General features: G+C 72.4%; 22 protein-coding genes and 4 tRNA genes. 5 read left to right on the plus strand and 21 right to left on the minus strand.

All coding sequences use genetic code 11. The features are described 5' to 3' along the window. The 9 genes from Q0195_RS13095 to Q0195_RS13135 form a co-directional block, all read right to left on the minus strand. On the minus strand, positions 1 to 256 hold a 256-nt coding region (locus Q0195_RS13095; RefSeq protein ID WP_299279261.1), incomplete at its 3' end, for a hypothetical protein. 90 nt (positions 257 to 346) lie between these two features. Next, complete coding sequence (gene rpoB / locus Q0195_RS13100) at positions 347 to 3,862, minus strand: DNA-directed RNA polymerase subunit beta (RefSeq protein WP_299279262.1); 3,516 nt, start codon at positions 3,860 to 3,862, stop codon at positions 347 to 349. Between the two features lie 391 nt (positions 3,863 to 4,253). Then, positions 4,254 to 4,652 carry a 50S ribosomal protein L7/L12 gene (gene rplL / locus Q0195_RS13105; RefSeq protein WP_299279263.1) on the minus strand — a complete coding sequence of 133 codons (399 nt, stop codon included), beginning with the start codon at positions 4,650 to 4,652 and terminating at the stop codon, positions 4,254 to 4,256. A gap of 74 nt (positions 4,653 to 4,726) precedes the next feature. Beyond that, positions 4,727 to 5,251 (minus strand): 50S ribosomal protein L10, encoded by a 525-nt coding sequence (rplJ, locus tag Q0195_RS13110; RefSeq protein WP_299279265.1) that lies wholly within the window; start codon positions 5,249 to 5,251, stop codon positions 4,727 to 4,729. A 453-nt stretch (positions 5,252 to 5,704) separates the two neighbouring features. Next, a complete protein-coding gene (gene rplA, locus Q0195_RS13115) occupies positions 5,705 to 6,421 on the minus strand; it encodes a 50S ribosomal protein L1 (RefSeq protein ID WP_299279266.1) in 717 nt (238 codons plus the stop codon). Between the two features lie 100 nt (positions 6,422 to 6,521). Beyond that, a complete protein-coding gene (rplK, locus tag Q0195_RS13120; RefSeq protein WP_299279268.1) occupies positions 6,522 to 6,953 on the minus strand; it encodes a 50S ribosomal protein L11 in 432 nt (143 codons plus the stop codon). A gap of 93 nt (positions 6,954 to 7,046) precedes the next feature. After that, positions 7,047 to 7,835: a transcription termination/antitermination protein NusG gene (gene nusG, locus Q0195_RS13125; protein WP_299279270.1), complete on the minus strand. Its 789-nt coding sequence runs from the start codon at positions 7,833 to 7,835 to the stop codon at positions 7,047 to 7,049. A 45-nt stretch (positions 7,836 to 7,880) separates the two neighbouring features. Next, positions 7,881 to 8,156, minus strand: coding sequence for a preprotein translocase subunit SecE (gene secE, locus Q0195_RS13130; protein WP_299279272.1), 276 nt, complete (start codon positions 8,154 to 8,156; stop codon positions 7,881 to 7,883). Positions 8,157 to 8,219: 63 nt separating this feature from the next. Continuing rightward, a tRNA-Trp gene (locus tag Q0195_RS13135) sits at positions 8,220 to 8,292 on the minus strand. Positions 8,293 to 8,513: 221 nt separating this feature from the next. Between Q0195_RS13135 and Q0195_RS13140 the strand changes: the two genes are divergently transcribed. The 3 genes from Q0195_RS13140 (at position 8,514) to Q0195_RS13150 (ending at position 11,989) form a co-directional block, all read left to right on the plus strand. Beyond that, complete coding sequence (locus Q0195_RS13140; protein ID WP_299279273.1) at positions 8,514 to 9,740, plus strand: pyridoxal phosphate-dependent aminotransferase; 1,227 nt, start codon at positions 8,514 to 8,516, stop codon at positions 9,738 to 9,740. Positions 9,741 to 9,866: 126 nt separating this feature from the next. Then, a complete protein-coding gene (locus tag Q0195_RS13145; protein ID WP_299279275.1) occupies positions 9,867 to 11,318 on the plus strand; it encodes a HAMP domain-containing sensor histidine kinase in 1,452 nt (483 codons plus the stop codon). After that, a complete protein-coding gene (locus tag Q0195_RS13150) occupies positions 11,318 to 11,989 on the plus strand; it encodes a response regulator transcription factor (RefSeq protein ID WP_299279277.1) in 672 nt (223 codons plus the stop codon). The genes Q0195_RS13145 and Q0195_RS13150 overlap by 1 nt, the downstream gene beginning before the upstream one ends. Positions 11,990 to 12,124: 135 nt before the next feature. Here the strand turns inward: Q0195_RS13150 and Q0195_RS13155 are convergent, their stop codons facing one another. The 3 genes from Q0195_RS13155 to Q0195_RS13165 all read right to left on the minus strand — a co-directional run bounded on the left by Q0195_RS13155 (position 12,125) and on the right by Q0195_RS13165 (position 14,506). Then, positions 12,125 to 12,619, minus strand: coding sequence for a hypothetical protein (locus tag Q0195_RS13155; RefSeq protein WP_299279279.1), 495 nt, complete (start codon positions 12,617 to 12,619; stop codon positions 12,125 to 12,127). A gap of 111 nt (positions 12,620 to 12,730) precedes the next feature. Continuing rightward, a complete protein-coding gene (locus Q0195_RS13160) occupies positions 12,731 to 13,192 on the minus strand; it encodes a hypothetical protein (RefSeq protein ID WP_299279281.1) in 462 nt (153 codons plus the stop codon). A gap of 90 nt (positions 13,193 to 13,282) precedes the next feature. Beyond that, positions 13,283 to 14,506, minus strand: coding sequence for an aminoglycoside phosphotransferase family protein (locus Q0195_RS13165; RefSeq protein ID WP_299279282.1), 1,224 nt, complete (start codon positions 14,504 to 14,506; stop codon positions 13,283 to 13,285). 71 nt (positions 14,507 to 14,577) lie between these two features. Between Q0195_RS13165 and Q0195_RS13170 the strand changes: the two genes are divergently transcribed. Further along, on the plus strand, positions 14,578 to 15,600 hold the full coding sequence (locus tag Q0195_RS13170; protein WP_299279284.1) for an adenosine deaminase: 1,023 nt from the start codon (positions 14,578 to 14,580) through the stop codon (positions 15,598 to 15,600). Positions 15,601 to 15,603: 3 nt separating this feature from the next. On the opposite strand, the gene Q0195_RS13175 is transcribed toward Q0195_RS13170, so the two are convergent. The 8 genes from Q0195_RS13175 to Q0195_RS13210 all read right to left on the minus strand — a co-directional run bounded on the left by Q0195_RS13175 (position 15,604) and on the right by Q0195_RS13210 (position 19,693). Beyond that, positions 15,604 to 16,761 (minus strand): UDP-N-acetylmuramate dehydrogenase, encoded by a 1,158-nt coding sequence (locus Q0195_RS13175; protein WP_299279286.1) that lies wholly within the window; start codon positions 16,759 to 16,761, stop codon positions 15,604 to 15,606. A 41-nt stretch (positions 16,762 to 16,802) separates the two neighbouring features. Next, positions 16,803 to 17,216, minus strand: a complete 414-nt coding sequence (locus Q0195_RS13180) for a MaoC family dehydratase (RefSeq protein ID WP_299279287.1) — start codon at positions 17,214 to 17,216, stop codon at positions 16,803 to 16,805. After that, entirely contained in the window at positions 17,213 to 17,686 is a 474-nt protein-coding gene (locus tag Q0195_RS13185; protein WP_299279289.1) for a MaoC family dehydratase N-terminal domain-containing protein, read from the minus strand. Before Q0195_RS13185 ends, Q0195_RS13180 begins: the two co-directional genes overlap by 4 nt. A gap of 19 nt (positions 17,687 to 17,705) precedes the next feature. Next, on the minus strand, positions 17,706 to 17,876 hold the full coding sequence (gene rpmG, locus Q0195_RS13190; protein ID WP_299279291.1) for a 50S ribosomal protein L33: 171 nt from the start codon (positions 17,874 to 17,876) through the stop codon (positions 17,706 to 17,708). A gap of 53 nt (positions 17,877 to 17,929) precedes the next feature. After that, positions 17,930 to 18,003, minus strand: a tRNA-Met gene (locus Q0195_RS13195). A gap of 60 nt (positions 18,004 to 18,063) precedes the next feature. Then, positions 18,064 to 18,136 (minus strand) — tRNA-Thr (locus tag Q0195_RS13200). A 61-nt stretch (positions 18,137 to 18,197) separates the two neighbouring features. After that, entirely contained in the window at positions 18,198 to 19,547 is a 1,350-nt protein-coding gene (locus Q0195_RS13205) for a CoA transferase (RefSeq protein WP_299279292.1), read from the minus strand. A gap of 64 nt (positions 19,548 to 19,611) precedes the next feature. Continuing rightward, positions 19,612 to 19,693 (minus strand) — tRNA-Tyr (locus Q0195_RS13210). Between the two features lie 101 nt (positions 19,694 to 19,794). On the opposite strand from Q0195_RS13210, the gene Q0195_RS13215 reads away from it, so the two are divergent. After that, a complete protein-coding gene (locus tag Q0195_RS13215; RefSeq protein WP_299279294.1) occupies positions 19,795 to 20,295 on the plus strand; it encodes a YajQ family cyclic di-GMP-binding protein in 501 nt (166 codons plus the stop codon). 103 nt (positions 20,296 to 20,398) lie between these two features. Here the strand turns inward: Q0195_RS13215 and htpX are convergent, their stop codons facing one another. Further along, positions 20,399 to 21,274: a zinc metalloprotease HtpX gene (htpX, locus tag Q0195_RS13220; RefSeq protein ID WP_299279296.1), complete on the minus strand. Its 876-nt coding sequence runs from the start codon at positions 21,272 to 21,274 to the stop codon at positions 20,399 to 20,401. Positions 21,275 to 21,276: the final 2 nt, after the last annotated feature.

Below are 21,276 nucleotides of genomic sequence, written 5' to 3' on the forward strand. Positions count from 1 at the left end.
TGGAGCGCGTGACCTCGACACCGCAGCGCTCGCAGATGATGCCCTTGTAGCGCACACGCTTGTACTTGCCGCAGTTGCACTCCCAGTCCCGCGTGGGACCGAAGATCCGCTCGCAGAACAGGCCGTCCTTCTCCGGCTTCAGCGTGCGGTAGTTGATCGTCTCGGGCTTCTTGACCTCTCCGTACGACCAGCCACGGATATCCGCTGCCGTGGCCAGCCCGATGTGGAGCTGGTCGAAGACATTGACGTCGAGCAAGGTTTCCTACTTCCTTCGGTGCGTCACCGTGTGGAACTCATACTGGGCCGGCGGGGCCGCCGTGGCGCAGGGCCACGGCGGCCGCGGCCACTAGATGTCGTCGACGCTGCTGGCGTCCGGACGGCGGGAGAGGTCGATACCGAGCTCGTCGGCGGCCCGGTACACCTCCTCGTCCGAGTCACGCAGCTCGATGGCGTTGCCCTCCGCGTCGAGCGCCTCGACGTTCAGGCAGAGCGACTGCATCTCCTTCATGAGCACCTTGAAGGACTCGGGGATGCCGGGCTCGGGGATGTTCTCGCCCTTGACGATGGCCTCGTAGACCTTGACCCGTCCGGGGATGTCGTCGGACTTGATGGTGAGGAGCTCCTGCAGCGCGTAGGCGGCGCCGTAGGCCTCCAGGGCCCACACCTCCATCTCACCGAAGCGCTGGCCACCGAACTGTGCCTTACCGCCCAGCGGCTGCTGGGTGATCATGGAGTACGGGCCGGTGGACCGGGCGTGGATCTTGTCGTCCACGAGGTGGTGGAGCTTGAGGATGTACATGTAGCCGACGGAGACCGGCTCGGGGAACGGCTCACCGGAGCGGCCGTCGAAGAGGCGGGCCTTGCCGTCGGTACCGACGAGCCGCTCACCGTCCCGGTTGGGCAGGGTGTGCTCGAGCAGACCGGTGAGCTCGTGCTCGTGGATGCCGTCGAAGACCGGCGTGGCGACCGGGGTGCCGGGCTCGCCCTTGAGGGCCTCCTCCGGCAGGTCCTCGGTCCACGTGCCCTCGCCGCGCGGTGCGTCGGTGGCGTCCCAGCCGTGCTTGGCCACCCATCCGAGGTGGGTCTCCAGCACCTGGCCGATGTTCATCCGGCCGGGCACGCCCAGCGGGTTGAGGATGATGTCGACGGGCGTGCCGTCCTCGAGGAACGGCATGTCCTCCACGGGCAGGATCTTGGCGATGACGCCCTTGTTGCCGTGGCGGCCGGCGAGCTTGTCACCGTCCTGCACCTTGCGGCGCTGGGCGATGTAGACGCGCACCATCTGGTTGACGCCGGCGGGCAGCTCGTCGTCCTCGTCCGCGTTGAACTCCTGGATGCCGATGACGGTCCCGGACTCGCCGTGGGGCACCTTGAGGGAGGTGTCACGGACCTCGCGCGCCTTCTCACCGAAGATCGCCCGCAGGAGGCGCTCCTCGCTGGTCAGCTCGGTCTCACCCTTCGGGGTGACCTTGCCGACGAGGATGTCACCGGCCGAGACCTCGGCGCCGATGCGGATGATGCCGCGCTCGTCGAGGTCGGCGAGCACGTCCTCCGACACGTTGGGGATGTCCCGGGTGATCTCCTCCGGGCCCAGCTTGGTGTCGCGGGCGTCGACCTCGTGCTCCTCGATGTGGATCGAGGTGAGGACGTCCTCCGACACGAGGCGCTGGGACAGGATGATCGCGTCCTCGTAGTTGTGGCCCTCCCACGACATGAACGCGACGAGGAGGTTCTTGCCGAGCGCGAGCTCGCCCTCGTCGGTGGCCGGGCCGTCGGCCAGCGCGGAGCCGACCTCGACGCGGTCGCCCTCGTCGACGAGCACCCGCTGGTTGTAGGAGGTGCCCTGGTTGGAGCGGCGGAACTTGGCGACGCGGTAGACCTGGTTGGTGCCGTCGTCGGCGGCCACGTGGATGGCGTCCGCGGAGACCTCGGTGACGACACCGGCCTTGCTGGCGATGATGACGTCGCCGGCGTCGACCGCCGCGCGCCGCTCGAGCCCGGTCCCGACGAGCGGGGCCTCGCTGCGCACGAGCGGCACCGCCTGCCGCTGCATGTTGGCGCCCATGAGCGCCCGGTTCGCGTCGTCGTGCTCGAGGAACGGGATCATCGCGGTGGCGACGGAGACCATCTGACGCGCGGAGACGTCCATGTAGTCGATCTCCTCCGGCGGGACGGTGGCCATCTCGCCACCACCGCCGCTGGCGCGCACGAGGACCTGGTCCTCGATGAAGTTGCCGTCGTCGTCGAGCTTGGCGTTGGCCTGCGCGATGACGTAGCGGTCCTCGTCGTCGGCGGTGAGGTAGTCGACCTCGTCGGTCACCCGGCCGTCGACGACCCGGCGGTACGGGGTCTCGACGAACCCGAACGGGTTGATCCGGGCGAAGGTCGCCAGCGAGCCGATGAGACCGATGTTCGGACCCTCGGGGGTCTCGATCGGGCACATGCGGCCGTAGTGCGACGGGTGGACGTCGCGGACCTCCATCGCCGCGCGGTCACGGGACAGACCACCCGGGCCCAGGGCGTTGAGACGACGCTTGTGCGTCAGCCCGGCCAGCGGGTTGTTCTGGTCCATGAACTGCGACAGCTGGGAGGTGCCGAAGAACTCCTTGATGGAGGCGACGACCGGCCGGATGTTGATGAGCGTCTGCGGCGTGATGGCCTCGACGTCCTGGGTGGTCATCCGCTCGCGCACGACCCGTTCCATCCGGGACAGGCCGGTGCGGATCTGGTTCTGGATGAGCTCGCCGACGGACCGGATGCGGCGGTTGCCGAAGTGGTCGATGTCGTCGGTCTCCACACGCACGGTGACCTGCTCGCCGTCGTGCTCGACGGTGTACTCCTTCTCCCCCTTGTGCAGGGCGAGGAGGTAGCGCACGGCCGCCTTGATGTCCTCGAGGCTGAGCACGGACTCGCTGAGGTCGGCGTTGGTGCCGAGCTTCTTGTTGAGCTTGTAGCGGCCGACCTTGGCCAGGTCGTAGCGCTTGGGGTTGAAGTAGTAGTTCTCCAGCAGGTTGCGGCCGGCCTCGACCGTCGGCGGCTCGCCCGGGCGCACCTTGCGGTAGATGTCGAGGAGCGCCTCGTCCTGGGTGCTGACGTTGTCCTTCTCGAGGGTCTCGAGCAGCACCGGGTAGTCGGCGAACTCCTCCCGGATCTCGCTCTCGGTCATGCCGAGGGCGCGGAGGAAGACGGTGATCGACTGCTTGCGCTTGCGGTCGATGCGGATGCCCACGGCGTCGCGCTTGTCGATCTCGAACTCGAGCCACGCGCCGCGGGAGGGGATGATCTTGGTGGTGAAGATGTCCTTGTCGGACGTCTTGTCCGCGGTGCGCTCGAAGTAGACGCCGGGCGAGCGGACGAGCTGGGAGACGACGACCCGCTCGGTGCCGTTGATGATGAACGTGCCACGCTCGGTCATCAGCGGGAAGTCGCCCATGAAGACCGTCTGCGACTTGATCTCGCCGGTCTCGTAGTTGGTGAACTCCGCGGTGACGAAGAGCGGGGCCGCGTAGGTGAAGTCCTTCTCCTTGCACTCCTCCGGGGTGTACTTCGGCGGCTCGAAGCGGTGGTCGTTGAAGGAGAGCGACATGGACTGCCCGAAGTCCTCGATCGGGGAGATCTCGTTGAAGATCTCCTCCAGGCCCGAGGTCTGCGGGATGTTCTTCTCGCCGCGCTCGATGGCGGCGGCGACGCGTTCGCGCCAGGCGGGGTTGCCGAGCAGCCAGTCGAAGCTCTCGATCTGCAGGCCCAGCAGGTCGGGGGCCTGGAGCGGCTCGTGGATCTTGGCGAACGAGACACGGCGCGAGGTGGTCCGTGCAGCGATGGCTTCAGCGGTGGGAACAGAAGGGGTGCGCGAGGCAGCCAAAGGGTGTCCTTCCCTGCGAATTGTGTGCACACTGCGCCGCCGGCGCCTGGTTCACGCCGCTCGCCCCGGTCGACGGGCTGAAGGTGGTCGGGGCGGCAGGTGGGCAGGCGGAGGCCAGCGCAAAGCGACAGCATACACGGGTGGGCAGGGGGGAGTCCAGCGCACCATCGCGCTCCGTTCCCGACGGCGCCCACCTTACGCCATCGGCGCGGTGGCGGGAAGTGGCGGCGCGCCGCGGGTGTCGCAATGGGCGCCGTCGCCCGTGCGTGACCACCGTCGCACGCAGCGGACCGGCTCCCCCGCGGCGCGGGTCCGAAGGACGCCGACGGCCCGGCACCCTGTGGGGGTACCGGGCCGTGGCAGCGCCCTGGGGGCGCCGGTCAGGGTGAGGTCACTTGATGGCGACGGTGGCGCCGGCGCCCTCGAGGGCCTCCTTGGCCTTGTCCGCGGCCTCCTTGTCGACGCCCTCGAGCACGGCCTTGGGGGCGGAGTCGACGAGGTCCTTGGCCTCCTTGAGGCCGAGGCTGGTGAGCGCGCGGACCTCCTTGATGACCTGGATCTTCTTGTCGCCGATGGCCTCGAGGATGACGTCGAACTCCGACTTCTCCTCCTCCGCGGCACCACCGGCGTCGCCGCCACCGGCGGCCGGGGCGCCGGCCGCGGCAACCGCGACCGGAGCAGCAGCGGTGACCTCGAAGGTCTCCTCGAACTGCTTCACGAACTCGGAGAGCTCGATGAGGGTGAGCTCCTTGAAAGCCTCGATGAGCTCTTCGGTGCTGAGCTTCGCCATGTTGGGCGTTCCTTCCTGGGTTGTCCCTGCGGGTCGTTACGCGTGGAGCAGGGTGGGGTGAGCGTGCCGGGGCCTCAGGCGGCCTCGGCGGCCTGCTTCTCGCGCAGGGCCTCGATGGTGCGCGCAGCCTTGGTGGCCGGCGCGGTGAACATGTACGCAGCCTGGTAGAGCGCTGCCTTGAACGCGCCGGCGGCCTTGCCCAGCAGCACCTCGCGGCTCTCGAGGCTGGCGAGCTTGTCGACGTCCTCCGCCGACAGCATCCGCCCCTCGAGCACTCCGCCCTTGATGATGAGCTGGGGGTTGTCCTTGGCGAAGTCACGCAGACCCTTGGCCGCCTCGACCGGCTCCCCGGACACGAAGGCGATCGCCGTCGGGCCGGTCAGCTGGCTCTCGAGCTCCTCGAGGCCGGCCTCGCGGGCCGCGATGGCGGTCAGCGTGTTCTTCACCACGGCGTAGCTTGCGTTGGCGCTGAGCGAGCGGCGCAGCTCCTTGAGCTGGCCGACGCTGAGCCCGCGGTACTCGGTGAGCACGACGGCGTTCGCCTCACGCAGCTGGCGCGTGAGCTCGGTGACTGCTGCCACCTTGTCAGGCCTCGCCATGGCCCTCCTTTTCGGTCGTGACGCCGGCGGTGACGTCCACGAGCAACGAAAAAGCCCCGCGCAGGTTCGCACGGGGCGCACATCCGCGAGGGGCGGCGGTTCCATGGTCACCTGCGCTGGCTCCGCGCTAGCGGACTTCGTCCCGTCATGGCAGACGGGAGACCGGCGGTCTTCGGCAACGGCAACAGTACCGCGCCCGCCGCCCCGGGGCCAAGCCCGCCCCGGCCGGTGTGCCCGAGAGCACACGGTGTACGCCGTCGTCCGCCCCGGCGGGCGAGTCGCCCGTGCCCTCGGCCGCCCCTGGGCGGTGGGACGAGCGGGGATCGGGATGGAGCAGCGACGCGGGAGGAGCCGGCACGTCGGCAGCCCACCCCGGGCCCCGCAGACGCCGGCGCCCCGCAGACGCCGAGCGCCCCCGGCCGGGGGCCGGGGGCGCTGCGGTGAGAGCTCAGCTCAGGAGGGGTTCTCCGTGGTGAGGTTCCGGGTGAGCGTCGCGTCGAGCGGGACACCCGGGCCCATCGTCGTGGAGACCGTCGCCTTGGTGATGTACCGGCCCTTCGCGGAGGACGGCTTGAGGCGCAGGATCTCCTCCAGCGCGGCGGCGTAGTTCTCCACGAGCTGCTCGTCGGAGAAGGACGCCTTGCCGATGATGAAGTGGAGGTTGGCGTGCTTGTCGACGCGGAACTCGATCCGGCCGCCCTTGATCTCGTTGACCGCCTTGGCGACGTCCATGGTCACCGTGCCGGTCTTCGGGTTCGGCATGAGGCCGCGGGGACCGAGCACGCGGCCGAGGCGGCCGACCTTGCCCATGAGGTCCGGGGTCGCGACGGCGGCGTCGAAGTCCGTGTAGCCGCCGGCGACCTTCTCGATGAGCTCGTCGCCACCGACCTCGTCGGCGCCGGCGGCCTCCGCCTGCGCCGCCCGCTCACCGGTGGCGAAGACGATGACGCGTGCCGACTTGCCGGTGCCGTGCGGCAGGCTGACGGTCCCGCGGACCATCTGGTCGGCCTTGCGGGGGTCGACGCCGAGCCGGAAGGCGACCTCCACGGTGGAGTCGAACTTGGTGTTCGCACCCTCCTTGGCGAGGCGGACGGCCTCGAGCGGCGGGTAGAGCCGCGAGCGGTCGATCTTCTCCGCCGCCCGGCGGTAGTTCTTGCTGCGCGTGGTCATGCTGCTTCTCCTATCAGCAGGTGTGGTCTGCGGGTCCGCGCGGACCCTGCCACTGGCGCACGAAAGGCGCCGGGAACGGTGGACGCGGTGCGTCCTGCCTTCAGTCCGAGATGGTGATGCCCATGGAGCGGGCGGTGCCGGCGATGATCTTCGCGGCGGCGTCGACGTCGTTGGCGTTGAGGTCGGCCATCTTCGTCTCGGCGATCTCGCGGACCTGCGCCTGGGTGAGGGAGCCGACCTTCGCGGTGTGCGGGGTGCCGGAGCCCTTACCCACGCCCGCCGCCTTCTTGATGAGCTCGGCGGCCGGAGGGGTCTTGGTGATGAAGGTGAAGGACCGGTCCTCGTAAACCGTGATCTCCACCGGGATGACGTTCCCACGCTGCGACTCGGTCGCCGCGTTGTACGCCTTGCAGAACTCCATGATGTTCACGCCGTGCTGACCCAGTGCCGGCCCGATGGGCGGGGCGGGGGTCGCGGCGCCGGCCTGGATCTGGAGCTTGATCAGGCCTGCAACCTTCTTCTTGGGAGGCATTGTGCGTCCTTCGTGTTCCTGGGCACCGGTGACCGCCGGTGCCTCGTTACCAAGGCCCGGTGCCGCAGCGGCGTGCACCGGGGAGTCGTCCGCTCAGATCTTGGCGACCTGCGAGAACGACAGCTCGACCGGGGTCTCCCGGCCGAAGATCGACACGAGCACCTTGAGCTTCTGGGACTCCGGGCTGATCTCGGAGATCGTCGCGGGAAGCGTCTCGAAGGGCCCGTCGGTGACGGTGACGGACTCGCCGACGGAGAACTCCACCTCGATCGGGGTGCTCGGTGCGCCGGCGCCGGACTCGGCCTTGGCCGTCTCCTTCGGCGCGAGCGAGGGGGCGAGCATCGAGAAGACCTCGTCCTCCGTCAGCGGCACCGGCTGGTGGGTGTGGCCGACGAAACCGGTGACACCGGGCGTGTGGCGCACCGCGCCCCACGACTCGTCGGTCAGGTCCATCCGCACGAGCACGTAGCCCGGGATCCGGACCCGGCTGACCAGCTTGCGCTGGGAGTTCTTGATCTCGACGACGTCCTCCATCGGGACCTCGACCTGGAAGATGTAGTCCTCCATGTTGAGGCTCTGGATGCGGTTCTCGAGGTTCGCCTTGACGCGCTTCTCGTAGCCCGCGTAGGAGTGCACGACGTACCACTGGCCGGGCAGGGTGCGCAGCTCGCGGCGGAACTCCTCCTCGGGCGAGAGCTCGTCGGCCCCCTCGGCCTCCTCGGCGGCGTCCACCGCGGCGTCGTCGGTCGGGGTCGCGTCCTCGCCGGCGGCCGCGCTCTCCTCCTGTGCGGCGTCGGTCTGAGCCTCCGCGCCCGGGAGCGTCGTGGCGTCGTCCTCTGGGGCCTCGTCCGGGGCCGTGGGGTGCACGGTCTCCTCAGTCACGAAGGTCACCAACTTTCTGCGTCGTAGTTCAGCTGCGGGCGCGGCTCAGCCGCCGAAGACCCACAGCGCGAGTCGTCCGAAGCCCAGGTCGACGAGGCCTACGTAGGCCATCACCGCGAGCACGAAGACGATGACGACGACGAAGAACGTGAACAGCTCGTTGCGGGTCGGCCGGACGACCTTCTTCAGCTCGGCGATCACCTGGCGGACGAACAGCGCGATCCGGGCGAAGAGGCCGCGCTTCTTCGCCGCCTCGGCGCCTGCCGGACCGCGGCCGGCACGCTCGGGCCTACCCGATGTCGTGCTCGCGGACTCACTCACTGGCGGGCTTCCTCACTGATCTGGATCACTGGACCGAGGACGTCACGCTGATGTCACTCGCTGCAGGGCAGGTGGGACTCGAACCCACAACCGCCGGTTTTGGAGACCGGTGCGCTGCCAATTGCGCCACTGCCCTTCACTGGCCTCCGTGCCAGGTCGGCCCCTGCGGCCCCGTCCGGGACGGACGAGCGCATGGTCCAGCCTGGCAGCCGGAAGCCACCAGGGGAAGAGTGTACGCGTCCGGGGCCCCTGGGTCGAACCCGACCCTCCGTGATACTCGTCGCGCCCCACGTTGCAACGTTGCTTGCGACGTGGACGGCCGGGTCGCCGGGAGGCTCGCCGTGCCACCATAGCGGGGTGAGCGACGAGACCATCAACCCGACCACCCCCACCCGCCGGCGCGTGTCGGCACGGCTCTCGGCGATCGCCGAGTCCGCGACCCTCGCCGTGGACGCCAAGGCGAAGGCGCTCAAGGCCGCGGGCCGGCCGGTCATCGGCTTCGGCGCCGGCGAGCCGGACTTCCCCACGCCGCAGTACATCGTCGAGGCGGCGGTGGCGGCGGCCCAGGACCCGGTGAACCACCGCTACTCCCCGGCCAAGGGGCTGCCGGCGCTCCGGGAGGCGATCGCGGCCAAGACGCTGCGCGACTCGGGGTACGAGGTCTCCCCCGACCACGTGCTCGTCACCAACGGCGGCAAGCAGGCCGTCTACCAGGCGTTCGCCGCCGTCGTCGACCCGGGTGACGAGGTGCTGCTGCCCTCCCCGTACTGGACCACCTACCCCGAGGCCATCGCGCTGGCCGGGGGCACGCCGGTGGAGGTGTTCGCCGGGTCGGACCAGGACTACCTCGTCACGGTCGAGCAGCTCGAGGCCGCCCGCACGCCGCGGACCAAGGCGCTGCTCTTCTGCTCGCCGTCGAACCCGACCGGCGCCGTCTACTCCCCCGAGCAGACCGCGGCGATCGGCCGCTGGGCGCACGAGCACGGCGTGTGGGTGGTCACCGACGAGATCTACGAGCACCTCGTCTACGACGACGCCGTCTTCACGCCGATGCTGCGGGCGGTGCCCGAGCTCGCGGACACGACGATCGTGCTCAACGGGGTGGCCAAGACCTACGCGATGACCGGATGGCGGGTGGGCTGGATGGTCGGCCCGGCCGACGTCGTCAAGGCCGCGACCAACCTCCAGTCCCACCTCACCTCGAACGTCGCCAACGTCTCCCAGCGCGCGGCGCTGGCCGCGGTGTCCGGCGACCTGTCCGCGGTGGAGACGATGCGGGCGGCCTTCGACGAGCGGCGGCGCACCATGGTGCGCATGCTGCGGGACATCGACGGGGTGGAGGTCCCCACGCCGCGCGGCGCGTTCTACGCCTACCCGAACGTCGAGGGCGTGCTGGGCCGCACCATCCGGGGCCGGACCCCGCAGACGTCCGCGGAGCTGGCGGCCCTCATCCTCGACGAGGTCGAGGTGGCGGTCGTGCCCGGTGAGGCGTTCGGCCCGAGCGGCTACCTCCGGCTGAGCTATGCCCTGGGGATGGACGACCTCGTCGAGGGCATCGGGCGCATCCAGGAGCTGCTCCGCTGACCCCACGGTGCGCACGCCGTCCGGGCGCCCGACTCTCATCCCCGTCTCATCCCCGTCCTCGATACTGGACGGGTGCCACCTCCTCGTCGCCGCCCCCTGACGGTCCGGTCCCGCATCCTGGCGACCGTGGTCGTGCTCAGCGCGCTGGCGCTGGCGGCCGCCGGTGGCACCGCCTGGGCGCTGCAGCTGCGGCAGGTCGACCGTGACATCCAGGGAGCGCTCGAGCGCACCTACGCCGAGCTGGTCACGCTCGCGGAGACCGGGGTGGACCCCGAGACCGGCGAGTCGTTCCAGGAGACCGGCCGGCTGCTCTACACCATGATGAGCAGGGAGGTGCCCGCCCCCTACGAGGGCATGGTCGCCTTCGCCCGGGACGACCTGCGCTACCGGACCCAGGACATCGGGGTGCCGCTGGCGCAGGACCCGGAGTTCGTGGACGCGGTCGCCGACACGTGGACCGCCGACGGGGTGGTCTTCGACACCATCCGGACCGCGCAGCGGGAGTACCGCTACGCGGGCATCCCGGTCCAGGTGGGCGACTCCACCCCCGGTTCGATCGTGCTCGCCTTCGACCGGGGCGCCCTGCGGTCGGCGGTCGGCGACACCTTCCGGACCTACGCGATCGTCGCCGTCGCCTCCCTCGCCCTCCTCGCCGTCGTCGCCTGGGTGCTCTCCGGCCGCCTGCTGCGACCGCTGCGCACGCTGCGCGAGACGGCCGGGCAGATCAGCGACACCGACCTGTCCCGGCGCATCCCCGTCGACGGCGACGACGACCTGTCCGAGCTCGCGCGCACCTTCAACGACATGCTCGACCGGCTCGACACCGCGTTCCGGTCCCAGCGCAGGCTCCTCGACGACGCCGGGCACGAGCTGCGCACCCCGATCACCATCGTCCGCGGGCACCTGGAGCTCATGGACCCGGCCGACCCGCAGGACGCCGCCGACACCCGCGAGCTCGCCCTGCGTGAGCTCGACCGGATGCACCGGCTGGCCGACGACCTCGTCCTGCTCGCCAAGTCCGAGGCGCCGGACTTCGTCCGCAAGGAGCCCACCGACCTCGCTCCCCTGCTCGACAACGTGCTCGACCAGGCACGACAGCTCGGGCGACGCTACTGGCGGCTGACCGAACGGGTCGAGGCGGTCGTGCCGCTCGACCAGGAGCGGGTGACGCAGGCGCTCCTCCAGCTCGCCGCCAACGCGGTGAAGTTCTCCGAGGAGGGCAGCACGGTCCGGCTCGGGGCGGCCCTGCGGGACGGCGACGTCGCGCTGTGGGTCGAGGACGAGGGCATCGGCATCCCGCCCGACCAGGTGGACCGCGTCTTCGACCGCTTCGCCCAGGTCACCGGGCCGCACGGCCGGCCGCGGTCCGGCTCGGGCCTGGGGCTGTCGATCGTCGCCGCCATCGCGGCAGCACACGGCGGGCGGGTGACGGTGAGCTCGCAGGTCGGCCGCGGCTCGCGCTTCACGCTGCTGCTCCCCGCACCGGGGTTGCGGCCGAGCACGCTCGCCGACGACGAGGTCGTCGTCGACCCCGACGAGGTCACCACGGAACTCACCGACCAGGACGGAGCCAGGTAGTGTCGCAGATTCTCATCGCCGAGGACGAGCCGGGGATCTCCTCGTTCATCACCAAGGGGCTGCGTGCCGCCGGGTACGCCTCCACCGCGGTGACGACCGGCCAGGAGGCGCTGGTCCTGGCGCTGAGCGGGGACTTCCAGCTCCTCGTGCTCGACATCGGGCTGCCCGACATCGACGGCTTCACCGTGCTGCGCCGGCTCCGGGAGAGCGGCTCGACACTGCCCGTGATCATCCTCACCGCGCGCACCTCGGTCGACGACACCGTCGCCGGCCTGGAGGGCGGCGCCGACGACTACATGCCCAAGCCGTTCCGGTTCCAGGAGCTGCTCGCCCGGATCCGGCTGCGGCTGCGCGCGGGCGAGCAGGGTGCCGACACCTCGGTGCTGTCCTACGGCGACCTGTCGCTCGACCTGCGCACCCGGACCGCGACGGTGGCCCGCGCGGAGGTGGAGCTCTCCGCGCGGGAGTTCTCGCTGTTGGAGACGTTCCTGTCCCACCCGGGCCAGGTGCTCAGCCGTGAGCAGCTGCTCGACCGGGTGTGGGGGTACGACTTCGACCCGGGCTCCAACGTCGTCGACGTCTACGTGCGCTACCTGCGCAAGAAGGTCGGTGCGGAACGCATCGTCACGGTCCGCGGCATGGGTTACCGCCTCGTCGACGTCACCCGCTGAGGGCCTCCGCCCGCGGCGCCCCACCTCCCACCGACAGCCCACCTCCCAGCGAGGGCCCGGTTCCCGGCAACGGCGCCGTACGGACACAGCGCAGCGGCCCGGCACCGTGGGGTGCCGGGCCGCTGGGCGTGGAGGTCAGTCGGCGGAGTCGGCCGAGACCGGCGACGGGGCCGAGACAGGGCTGTCGGCCGTGTTCGGGCTGGCCGCGCTCTGCGGGCTCGGGGGCGTCGCCGGGCTCTGCGGGCTGGCCGGGCTCTGCGGGCTGGCCGGGCTCGGCGGCGTGGCAGGTGACCGGGGCGTCTGGGCGCTCGGCGCGCTCACGGCGGTGCGGGCGCTCTGCGCGCTCACCGCGGAGCGGGCGCTCTGGGCGCTGACGGCGGTCTGGGCCGTCACGGCGGAGCCGGCGGTCGGGGAGGCAGGGTCCGTCGCGCGGGTGTCCGCGGCCGCGGTCCTCGTCGCGGCGGTCGCCTTCTCCCGGGTGGAGGGCCCGGCCGTCTCCTCGGCCGCGAGGTCGATGCCGGGAAGGGAGTCCTCACGCGGCTCGTCGGCCGTGGCGCTCACGATGCTCCCACCGAGCACGGCGACCGCGCCGAGGGCTCCGGTGACCACCCATCCGTGTCGACGGTTCATCTCTCCATCACTCCTGTGTCTCGTGGGCCTCGGGGGCCTGCTCTTCCTGATGTCCCCTACTCAACCGGGCCGAGGTGAGACCACGAGGAGGAGGTGATGAGGGTTCTCTCATCAGTCGGCGGAGTCGGCCGAGGGCGGGCTCGCCGGGCTGTCCACGGTGTCCGCGCTCACCGGTGTCGGCGCGGAGACGGCGGTGGGCGCGGTGTCCTGAGCCGGTGCCTGGGTGCGCGCCGGCTGCGGACGCTGCGTCTGGGCGGGCGCCGGGGTGCGGGCCGGCTGCTGCTGGGCCGGGGCCTGGGTGCGGGTCTCCCCGGGCGCGCGGTCGGGCGTCGCCGCCGACGTCGCCGTCCGTGCGGTCGTCGCGCTCCTCGCGTCGGGGGACGCCGGGTCGGTGGCGCGGGTGTCCGGCGTCGGTTCCGCCGCCGGCGACGGCGACTCCGGTGCCTCCAGCCGCACGGCGGGCAGCTCGGTGTCGGTCCGCGGCGGGGCGTTGACCGCGGCCGCCGCCCAGCTCGCCGCCCCCACACCGAGGACGCCGAGCACCCCCGTCGTGACCCACCGTCGCCTGTTCATGCCCGTTCCTCCTCCCGGTGCGCCCACGGCACCCCACCTCAGCAGAACCGACGAAGATGAGAGCGCGAGGAGGAAAAGATGAGAGGGCTCTCATGAGGCGCGGCGGGCCCCGGCCAGCCAGCGCTCGGCCTCGGCCAGACGCCCCTCGGCGTCCGCCCGCCAGTCCGCGGCTCCCCCGCGGCGGGCCCCGGCGATGAGCGAGAGCACGACGCCGGCCGCGCGGGCGTGCAGCGCCCCCGGGTCCACCCAGCGGGCGCACATCGCGGTCCACGTCTCCAGCACGGCGGGCACGGCCGGGTACGTCAGCGGCGCGAGGTGGGGCAGCACGCTGACGTGGGCGAGGAGGCAGGCGAGGTCGTCGACGCGGTGCCCCGGGCCCAGGGCGTCGACGTCGAGCAGGGTGCTCACCCGCCCGTCGGTCATGAGCAGGTTCGCCTCGTAGAGGTCGCCGTGGGTGGGGACCACCGGCCCGGGGTCGGTCCGGGCCAGCGCGGCCTCCACGCCGTCGGCCAGCGCCTCGATGCGTGCGCGGTGCTCCGGCAGCACGACGCTGGCGGCGTGCGCGTAGTGCCGGGCGCGTTCCGCCCACGCCGGCCGCCGGGGCAACTCGACCGCCTCCCGTGGCAGGTGGTCGAGGACGGCGACGACGTCCTCCAGCACTCCGCGGGCGCGGGAGCTCTCCATCCCGCGGGCCAGGTCGTTGGCCAGGGAGGTCCCGGTGCCGGCCCGGATGGCGAGCAGGCCGTCCTCGTCGGCGAGGAGCACCCGGGGTGCCGGGACCCCGGCGGCGGTGAGCATGCGGTGCCGCGCCTCCAGGTCGCGCAGCGTCTTGGGGCGCACCACCTTGGCGTAGACCTCGCCGTCGGGCAGGTCGGCGCCGCGCGCCCGGACGACGGCGCGGCGCAGGGGGCGGTAGGCGAGCAGCTCGACGGCCGGCGGGTCGGCGAGGCGCAGCCGCCGGGCGAGCCCGCTCGGCGAGCACGCGTCGGCGAGTGCGGGCAGCTCGGGGTCGGCGGGGTGTCGCCAGACGTGGACGACGCTGCGGCCGTTCTCGAGCCGGACCAGCCCCTCCCCCGGCGCGGTGGTCACCCGGCCGGTGGTCGCGCACAGGTAGTCGTCCGGTGCCCCGTCCCGGGTGCGCACGGTGTAGCCGACCGTGACGCCCGCACCGGGCCGGTGGTGGACGGTGTGCACCCGCCAGGGCCCCAGTGTGGCGCCCTCCGCGGCGAGGGCCGCGCGCAGGATCTCCGCCGCCTCCGGGCCGGTGAGCAGGGCGACGTCCTCCCGCTCGGCCTGCGACACCGACTCGTCCATGGGGACAGTCCACCACGTCCGTGCGGTGCGTGGCCGGTGGTCGGGCCGCCCGGTCGTGGCAGACTCGCCCCGTGCGGGACCTGACGACGTTGCCCAAGACCCACCTGCATCTCCACTTCACCGGCTCGATGCGGCCGCAGACGCTGGCCGAGCTCGCCGAGGAGGCGGGTATCCGGCTGCCACCGGCACTGCTCGACGGCGTGGCGCTGCGCGTGCCGGCGAGCGAGCGCGGCTGGTTCCGCTTCCAGCGCCTCTACGACGCCGCCCGCGCCGTCGTCCGCTCCGAGCACGCGATGCGGCGGATCGTGCGGGAGGCGGCCGAGGACGACGCCGCGGAGGGCTCACGCCGGCTGGAGATCCAGGTGGATCCGACGTCCTACGCGCCGCACGTCGGTGGGCTCACCCCGGCCCTGGAGATCGTCCTGGACGAGGCCCGGGCGGCGAGCCGGGACGTCGGCATCGAGATCGGGGTGGTCGTCGCCGCCTCCCGCACCCGCCACCCGCTCGACGCCCGCACCCTGGCCCGCCTGGCGGTGCGGCACATGGACGACGGGGTCATCGGCTTCGGGTTGAGCAACGACGAGCGGCGCGGTGACACCAGCGAGTTCGCCGCCGCCTTCTCCATCGCCCGGCGGGCCGGGCTGGCGAGCCTGCCGCACGGCGGGGAGCTGCTCGGACCCGACCACATCCGCGACGTCCTGGCCCACCTCGGCCCCACCCGGCTGGGCCACGGGGTGCGTCTCGCCGAGGACCTGCCACTCCTGGAGAAGGTCAACGAGGCCGGGATCGCACTGGAGCTGGCGCCGGCGAGCAACGTGGCGCTGGGCGTCTACCCGACACCCGCGGACGTCCCGCTGCGCACCCTGTTCGAGGCGGGCGCCCAGATCGCGCTCAGCGCCGACGACCCGCTGCTCTTCGTCTCCCGGCTCAACGACCAGTACCGCATCGCCCGGGAGGACCACGGCATGGACGACGCCGAGCTGGCCGAGCTGGCCCGCGGCTCGGTGCGTGCGAGCCTGGCCTCCGCGGACAGCAAGCGGCGCTGGCTGGCCGAGATCGACGCCTGGCTGGCGACCCCGCCGCCCTCCGCCTGAGCGCTACAGCGTGAGGCCGACGAGGACGGGCTCGGGCACGAGCTCGATCCCGAACCGGTCGCGCACGCCGTCGCGGACCTCGCGGGCGAGGGCGAGGACGTCCGCGGCCGAGGCCTGCCCGCGGTTGGTCAGCGCGAGCACGTGCTTGCTCGACAGCGCGGCCCGCTGCGGGTGGCCGTGGCCCCGATCGAACCCGGCGCGCGAGATGAGCCAGGCGGCGGAGGTCTTGACCAGGCCGGGGACGGTGGGCGGGGTGGCGCCGAAGGAGGGCCGGGAGCGGTCCTCGACCGGGAAGCGGGGGGCGTCGGGAGGCAGCAGCGCGTCGGCCCGCTCGGCGGTGAGCACCGGGTTGGTGAAGAAGGAACCGGCGGACCAGGTGTCGTGGTCGGCGGCGTCGAGCACCATGCCCTTGCCGCGGCGCAGCTCGAGCACGGCCTCCCGGACCCGGGCGGCCGGCACCCGGTCCCCGAGGTCGACGTCGAGGGTGCGGGCGAGCTCGGCGTAGCGCACCGGTGCGGAGGTGGAGCCCAGCGCGAGCTGGAAACCCACCTCGAGGACGACATAGCGCCCGGTCGGCCCCCAGGTGCGCCCGCCGCCGGCCTGCGGGTCGCTGAGCGAGCGTTTGAGCACGCTCGTGCGGTAGCCCAGGCCGAGCTCGCTGACGACGAGCTCACGGGTGCGCTGCTGGAGGCGGTCGTAGACGCGCACGGTCTCCAGGGTCTCGGCGACCTCCTGGCCGTAGGCGCCCACGTTCTGCACCGGGGTGGCGCCGGTCGAACCGGGGATGCCGGAGAGCGCCTCGATGCCGCGCCAGCCCTCGGCGACGGCGGTGGCCACCACCTCGTCCCACGGCTGGCCGGCAGGGACGGCGACGAACGCGCCGGCGCAGGCGTAGCGTTCCCGGCGCTCCACCCCGCGCCGCCGGTCGCGCACCACGACACCCGGGAAGCCCTCGTCGGCGGCCAGGAGGTTGGACCCGCCCCCGAGGACGAGCAGCGGGGTGCCCGACTCGTCGGCCTCCCGGACGGCGGCGACGAGCTCGGCCTCGGTCTCGGCGTCGACGACACGGTCGACCGGTCCCCCCACCCGCAGGGTGGTGAGGTCGGCGAGGGTGGTCGTCCCGGTCGGGGTCGGTCGGTCGGCTCGGGAGGTGGAAGTCACCCGCCCAATCTACGCCCGGCCCGCGGCCGTGGGCGGGTCGCTCAGTGCCGCCGGACGACGGCCTGGGCCTTGGCGAGCACCGTGACCCCCGCGGCGCGGGCGGTGAGGTCGACCCGCACGGTGCCGGCCTCGGCGTCCAGCGCCCCCACCCGGCCGGTGACCTCGAGCTCGACCTCGCCCGGGTCGGGCACGAGGATCGGGCGGGTGAACCGGGTGCCGTAGTCGACGACGGCGCCGGGGTCCCCCGCCCAGTCGGCGACGGCCGACGCCGCCAGCCCCATGGTGAGCATGCCGTGGGCGATGACGCCGTCGAGGCCGACCTCGCGGGCGAAGCGCTCGTTCCAGTGGATCGGGTTGAAGTCCCCGGAGGCGCCCGCGTAGCGCACGAGCAGTGCGCGGTCGAGGGTGTAGGTCCGGGTGAACAGCTCCTGGCCGACGGTGAGCTCGGCGGTCATCGTCCCTCCCCCCGCACGGCGAGGGTGGAGCGCACGGTCGCGACCGGGGCGCCGTCCTCGTCGGCGATCTCGGCCCGGGTGGTCACCATGGCGATGCCGGCCCGCTCGGTGATGGAGTCGACGTGGACGGTGGTGCGCAGGCGGTCCCCGGCGACGATCGGGCGGTGGTGGGTGAAGCGCTGTTCGGCGTGGACGACCCGGGAGAAGTCGATCCCCGACTCCGGGTCGGCGATGTAGCTCCGCTCGGCCCGCTGGGCGACGACGACGGCGAACGTGGGCGGGGCGACGACGTCGTCGTACCCGAGTGCCCGGGCGGCGTCGGGGTCGGTGTGGGCGGGGTGCTGCGCGCCGGTGGCGGCGGCCATCTCGGCGATCTTCGCGGCGGAGACGCGGTAGGTCTCCGCCGGGGCATAGGAGCGCCCCACGAGCGTCGGGTTGACGCTGGTGGGGCGGGTCGAACTGTCGGTCACGCGGTCAGCGGGAGGCGGGTCAGCGGGTCTCGCGGTGCACCGTGTGGGCGTTGCAGCGCGGGCAGTGCTTCTTCATCTCCAGCCGGTCGGGGTTGTTCCGCCGGTTCTTGTTGGTGATGTAGTTGCGCTCCTTGCACTGCTCGCAGGCGAGCGTGATCTTGGGGCGGACGTCGCTGGACTTGCTGGCCACGTGTTTCCTCGCGTTCATCGGGGCTCCGGGGCCCCGGAGCCGTGTCGTGCTAGTAGCGGGGGCGGGACTCGAACCCGCGACACCACGATTATGAGCCGTGTGCTCTAACCACCTGAGCTACCCCGCCACGATCTTCGCCATGGCCGGCACGCCATAGTAAGTGACGCACGACGCGGACGTCGATCTGAGCCCCGAAAGGGAATCGAACCCTTGACCTTCTCCTTACCATGGAGACGCTCTGCCGACTGAGCTATCGGGGCAGCGCTGATGAGGTTACATGGTCCATGCCCCTGGGACGAAATCGGCCGGACGTGCGCTTCGTCACGCTCGCCACTCCGGGAGGTCCTGCCCCAGGGGGCGGGCGGGCAGGTCGGCGTCGACGACGACGCCGGGGACGGTGAGCGGGGGGCGCAGCCGGCGGGCCGGTCCCCAGCCGGTGTGCTCGAGGCCGGGGGCGAGGTCGGCCTCGTCCTCGGGGGCGAGGTCGTCGGTCGGGCGGGGGTCGGCCGGCCCGAGCGCCAGGGCGGTGCGGGCCAGGGAGAGGCGGGCGTGGCGGGTGCGGCCGGTGCGGAGCCGTTCGGCGACGGCGTCGACCGCGGCCGCGGCGAGGAGCCAGCCGGTGGCGTGGTCGAGCGCCTGGACGGGCAGCGGCGTGGGCCGGTCGCGCCCGAGGAGCCGCATGCCCTCCGCGGCGATGCCGGTGCTCATCTGCACCAGGCTGTCGAAGCCGCGGCGGCCCGCCCAGGGGCCGGTGTGCCCGTAGGCGGACAGGCTCACCTCGAGGAGCCCGGGCCGCAGTCCGGCCCGTGCCGCGGTGCCGTAGCCCAGGCCGTCGAGGGCGCCGGGTCGCAGCCCGTGGACGAGGAGGTCGGCGCCGGCGAGCAGGCGCTCGAAGGAGGCCCTGCCCTCGGCGGAGCGCAGGTCCAGGCGGGTGGAGCGCTTGCCGGCCATGACGTCGGGGGTGATCGCCGGCTCGTCCCAGTCCGGCGGGTCGACCCGCAGCACCTCGGCGCCGAGCAGGGCGAGGTAGCGGGTGGCGACCGGGCCGGCGAGCACCCGGGTGAGGTCGAGGACCCGCAGTCCGGCCAGCGGTCGGCCGGGCGGACCGGAGAGGGTGAGCGCGCCGCCCGGGGCGCCGTCGGACCAGGCGACGAGCGGCTCGGCGGCGACGGCACGGCCCTGCTCGTGGCGGGACCACTCCTGCGGGGTGCGCAGGGCCGCGGCACAGCCCCCGGCGGCGTGGACGGCGGCCTCGAGCTCCTCGGCCGGGTGGCGGGCGACGGCGGCGGCGACCTCCTCCCGCGCGGCGGACACGCCGAGGACGCGCAGCGCGGCCTGCCGGTGGGCGGGGGCGTTGGTGTGCAGCCGCACCCACCCGTCGGCGGCGCGGTAGTCGCCGGCCAACGGGTCCCACGCCGGCGGGGGCTGCCAGCCCTGGGGCCGCAGGGAGGAGCCGAACCACAGCGAGGCGAGGCGGCGGTCGACGAGGACGGCATCGGGCCGGTCGTGCCCGAGAGCGGCGAGGAGCTTGCGGGTGGCGAGCGCGGCGGCCGCGACCGACGCCACCGCCAGCTCGGTGACGGGGTAGACCGAGGGCAGGGAGCCCCGTCCGAGGACACGCAGCGGCACCGCGGGCGACCCGAGGACCCGTCCGAGGAGCGTCGACTGCACCGTCGCGTCCGAGTCCCGAGACGCAGCAGCCCGGACCCTCTCCGGGTCCGGGCTGTCACTCACGTGGCGGGTGCAGGATTCGAACCTGCGAAGCATTCCGCGGCTGATTTACAGTCAGCTCCCTTTGGCCACTCGGGCAACCCGCCTTGGTCCGTGCAGGACCGAGTGGAAGAATAGCAAGCCGCGGCGAGTGCTCCTAACCGGGCCCCCGCGTGATCCCGCTCGCACCACCCCGAGGAGACCGACGATGGCCGCCGACTCGTCCTTCGACGTCGTGAGCAAGATCGACCGGCAGGAGGTGGACAACGCCGTCAACCAAGCCGCCAAGGAGATCTCGCAGCGCTACGACTTCAAGGGCGTGGGCGCCTCCGTCGCGTGGAGCGGGCAGGACGCCATCGTCATCACCGCCAACTCCCCCGAGCGGGTGCTGGCCGCCCTCGACGTGCTGCAGTCCAAGCTCATCCGGCGTGGCGTGTCTCTCAAGGCCCTCGACACCGGCGACAACGAGCCGAAGCAGTCGGGCAAGGAGTTCCGTCTGGTCGCTGCGCTGAAGGAGGGGCTGAGCTCGGAGAACGCCAAGACGATCACCAAGCTCATCCGCGACGAGGGCCCCAAGGGGGTCAAGACCCAGATCACCGGGGACGAGGTGCGTGTGTCGAGCAAGAAGCGGGACGACCTCCAGGCCGTCATCGCCCTGCTCAAGGGCGCCGACATCGACGCCGCGCTCCAGTTCGTCAACTACCGCTGAGCCGCCCGCCCGCCGCTCAGGCTGCCCGCCGGAGCCGGCTCGCACCGGCCACCGGGGAGCCGACCTGGGCGGGCGCCAGGGCCCGCCGGCGGGCTCGGGCCGGTCAGGGGCGGTAGCCGGCCATCCGTTCGAGGCGGGCGATGCGCTCGCCCATCGGCGGGTGGGTGGAGAAGAGCCGCGACACGCCCCCGCCCCGGAAGGGGTTGGCGATCATCATGTGCGAGACGTCCTCCAGCCGCGGTTCGGGCCGCAGCGGGGCGGCCGCCGTCCCGCGCTCGAGCTTCGCCAGCGCCGAGGCGAGGGCCATCGGGTCCCCGGTGAGGTGGGCCCCGTCCTCGTCGGCGTCGAACTCCCGGGTGCGGGAGATCGCGAGCTGGATGAGCGAAGCCGCGATGGGCGCGAGGAGGGCGGTGGCGATCATCGCCAGCGGGTTGCCACCGCGGTCGCGCCCACCGCCGAAGAACAGGAGGAACTGCGCCGCGGAGGTGATGAGCCCGGCGATGGCGGCGGCGACGGACGAGGTGAGGATGTCGCGGTTGTACACGTGCATGAGCTCGTGGCCCAGGACGCCGCGCAGCTCCCGCTCGTCGAGGATCTGCAGGAGGCCGGTGGTGCAGCACACCGCGGCGTTGCGCGGGTTGCGCCCGGTGGCGAAGGCGTTGGGCTGGGCCGTGGGCGAGATGTACAGCCGCGGCATGGGTTGACGCGCCCGGGTGGAGAGCTCACGCACGATGCGGTACATCGTCGGGGCCTCCGCCTCGGACACGGGGCGTGCCCCCATGGCGCGGATCGCGATCTTGTCCGAGTTCCAGTAGCTGTAGAACGTCGTGCCGAGGCCGATGAGCGCGAAGAGCCAGATGAAGCCGCCCGAGCCGGTGCCGTTGGCGACGAGGGCGCCGATGCCCAGGAGCACCGCCCACATGACGCCGAACAGCGCGGCGGTCTTGACTCCGTTCAGGTGCCGTCGACCGCCGTTCATCC

It is taken from the genome of uncultured Georgenia sp., from assembly GCF_937958535.1.
Classification (GTDB): domain Bacteria; phylum Actinomycetota; class Actinomycetes; order Actinomycetales; family Actinomycetaceae; genus Oceanitalea.

Excerpts from the sequence above, each read along its gene's own strand:
- rplL (WP_299279263.1), bottom strand. The coding sequence starts at position 4,652 with ATGGCGAAGCTCAGCACCGAAGAGCTCATCGAGGCTTTCAAGGAGCTC.
- rplJ (WP_299279265.1), bottom strand. The coding sequence starts at position 5,251 with ATGGCGAGGCCTGACAAGGTGGCAGCAGTCACCGAGCTCACGCGCCAG.
- rplA (WP_299279266.1), bottom strand. The coding sequence starts at position 6,421 with ATGACCACGCGCAGCAAGAACTACCGCCGGGCGGCGGAGAAGATCGAC.
- rplK (WP_299279268.1), bottom strand. The coding sequence starts at position 6,953 with ATGCCTCCCAAGAAGAAGGTTGCAGGCCTGATCAAGCTCCAGATCCAG.
- Q0195_RS13155 (WP_299279279.1), bottom strand. The coding sequence starts at position 12,619 with ATGAACCGTCGACACGGATGGGTGGTCACCGGAGCCCTCGGCGCGGTC.
- Q0195_RS13160 (WP_299279281.1), bottom strand. The coding sequence starts at position 13,192 with ATGAACAGGCGACGGTGGGTCACGACGGGGGTGCTCGGCGTCCTCGGT.
- Q0195_RS13165 (WP_299279282.1), bottom strand. The coding sequence starts at position 14,506 with ATGGACGAGTCGGTGTCGCAGGCCGAGCGGGAGGACGTCGCCCTGCTC.
- Q0195_RS13180 (WP_299279287.1), bottom strand. The coding sequence starts at position 17,216 with ATGACCGCCGAGCTCACCGTCGGCCAGGAGCTGTTCACCCGGACCTAC.
- Q0195_RS13215 (WP_299279294.1), top strand. The coding sequence starts at position 19,795 with ATGGCCGCCGACTCGTCCTTCGACGTCGTGAGCAAGATCGACCGGCAG.
- htpX (WP_299279296.1), bottom strand. The coding sequence starts at position 21,274 with ATGAACGGCGGTCGACGGCACCTGAACGGAGTCAAGACCGCCGCGCTG.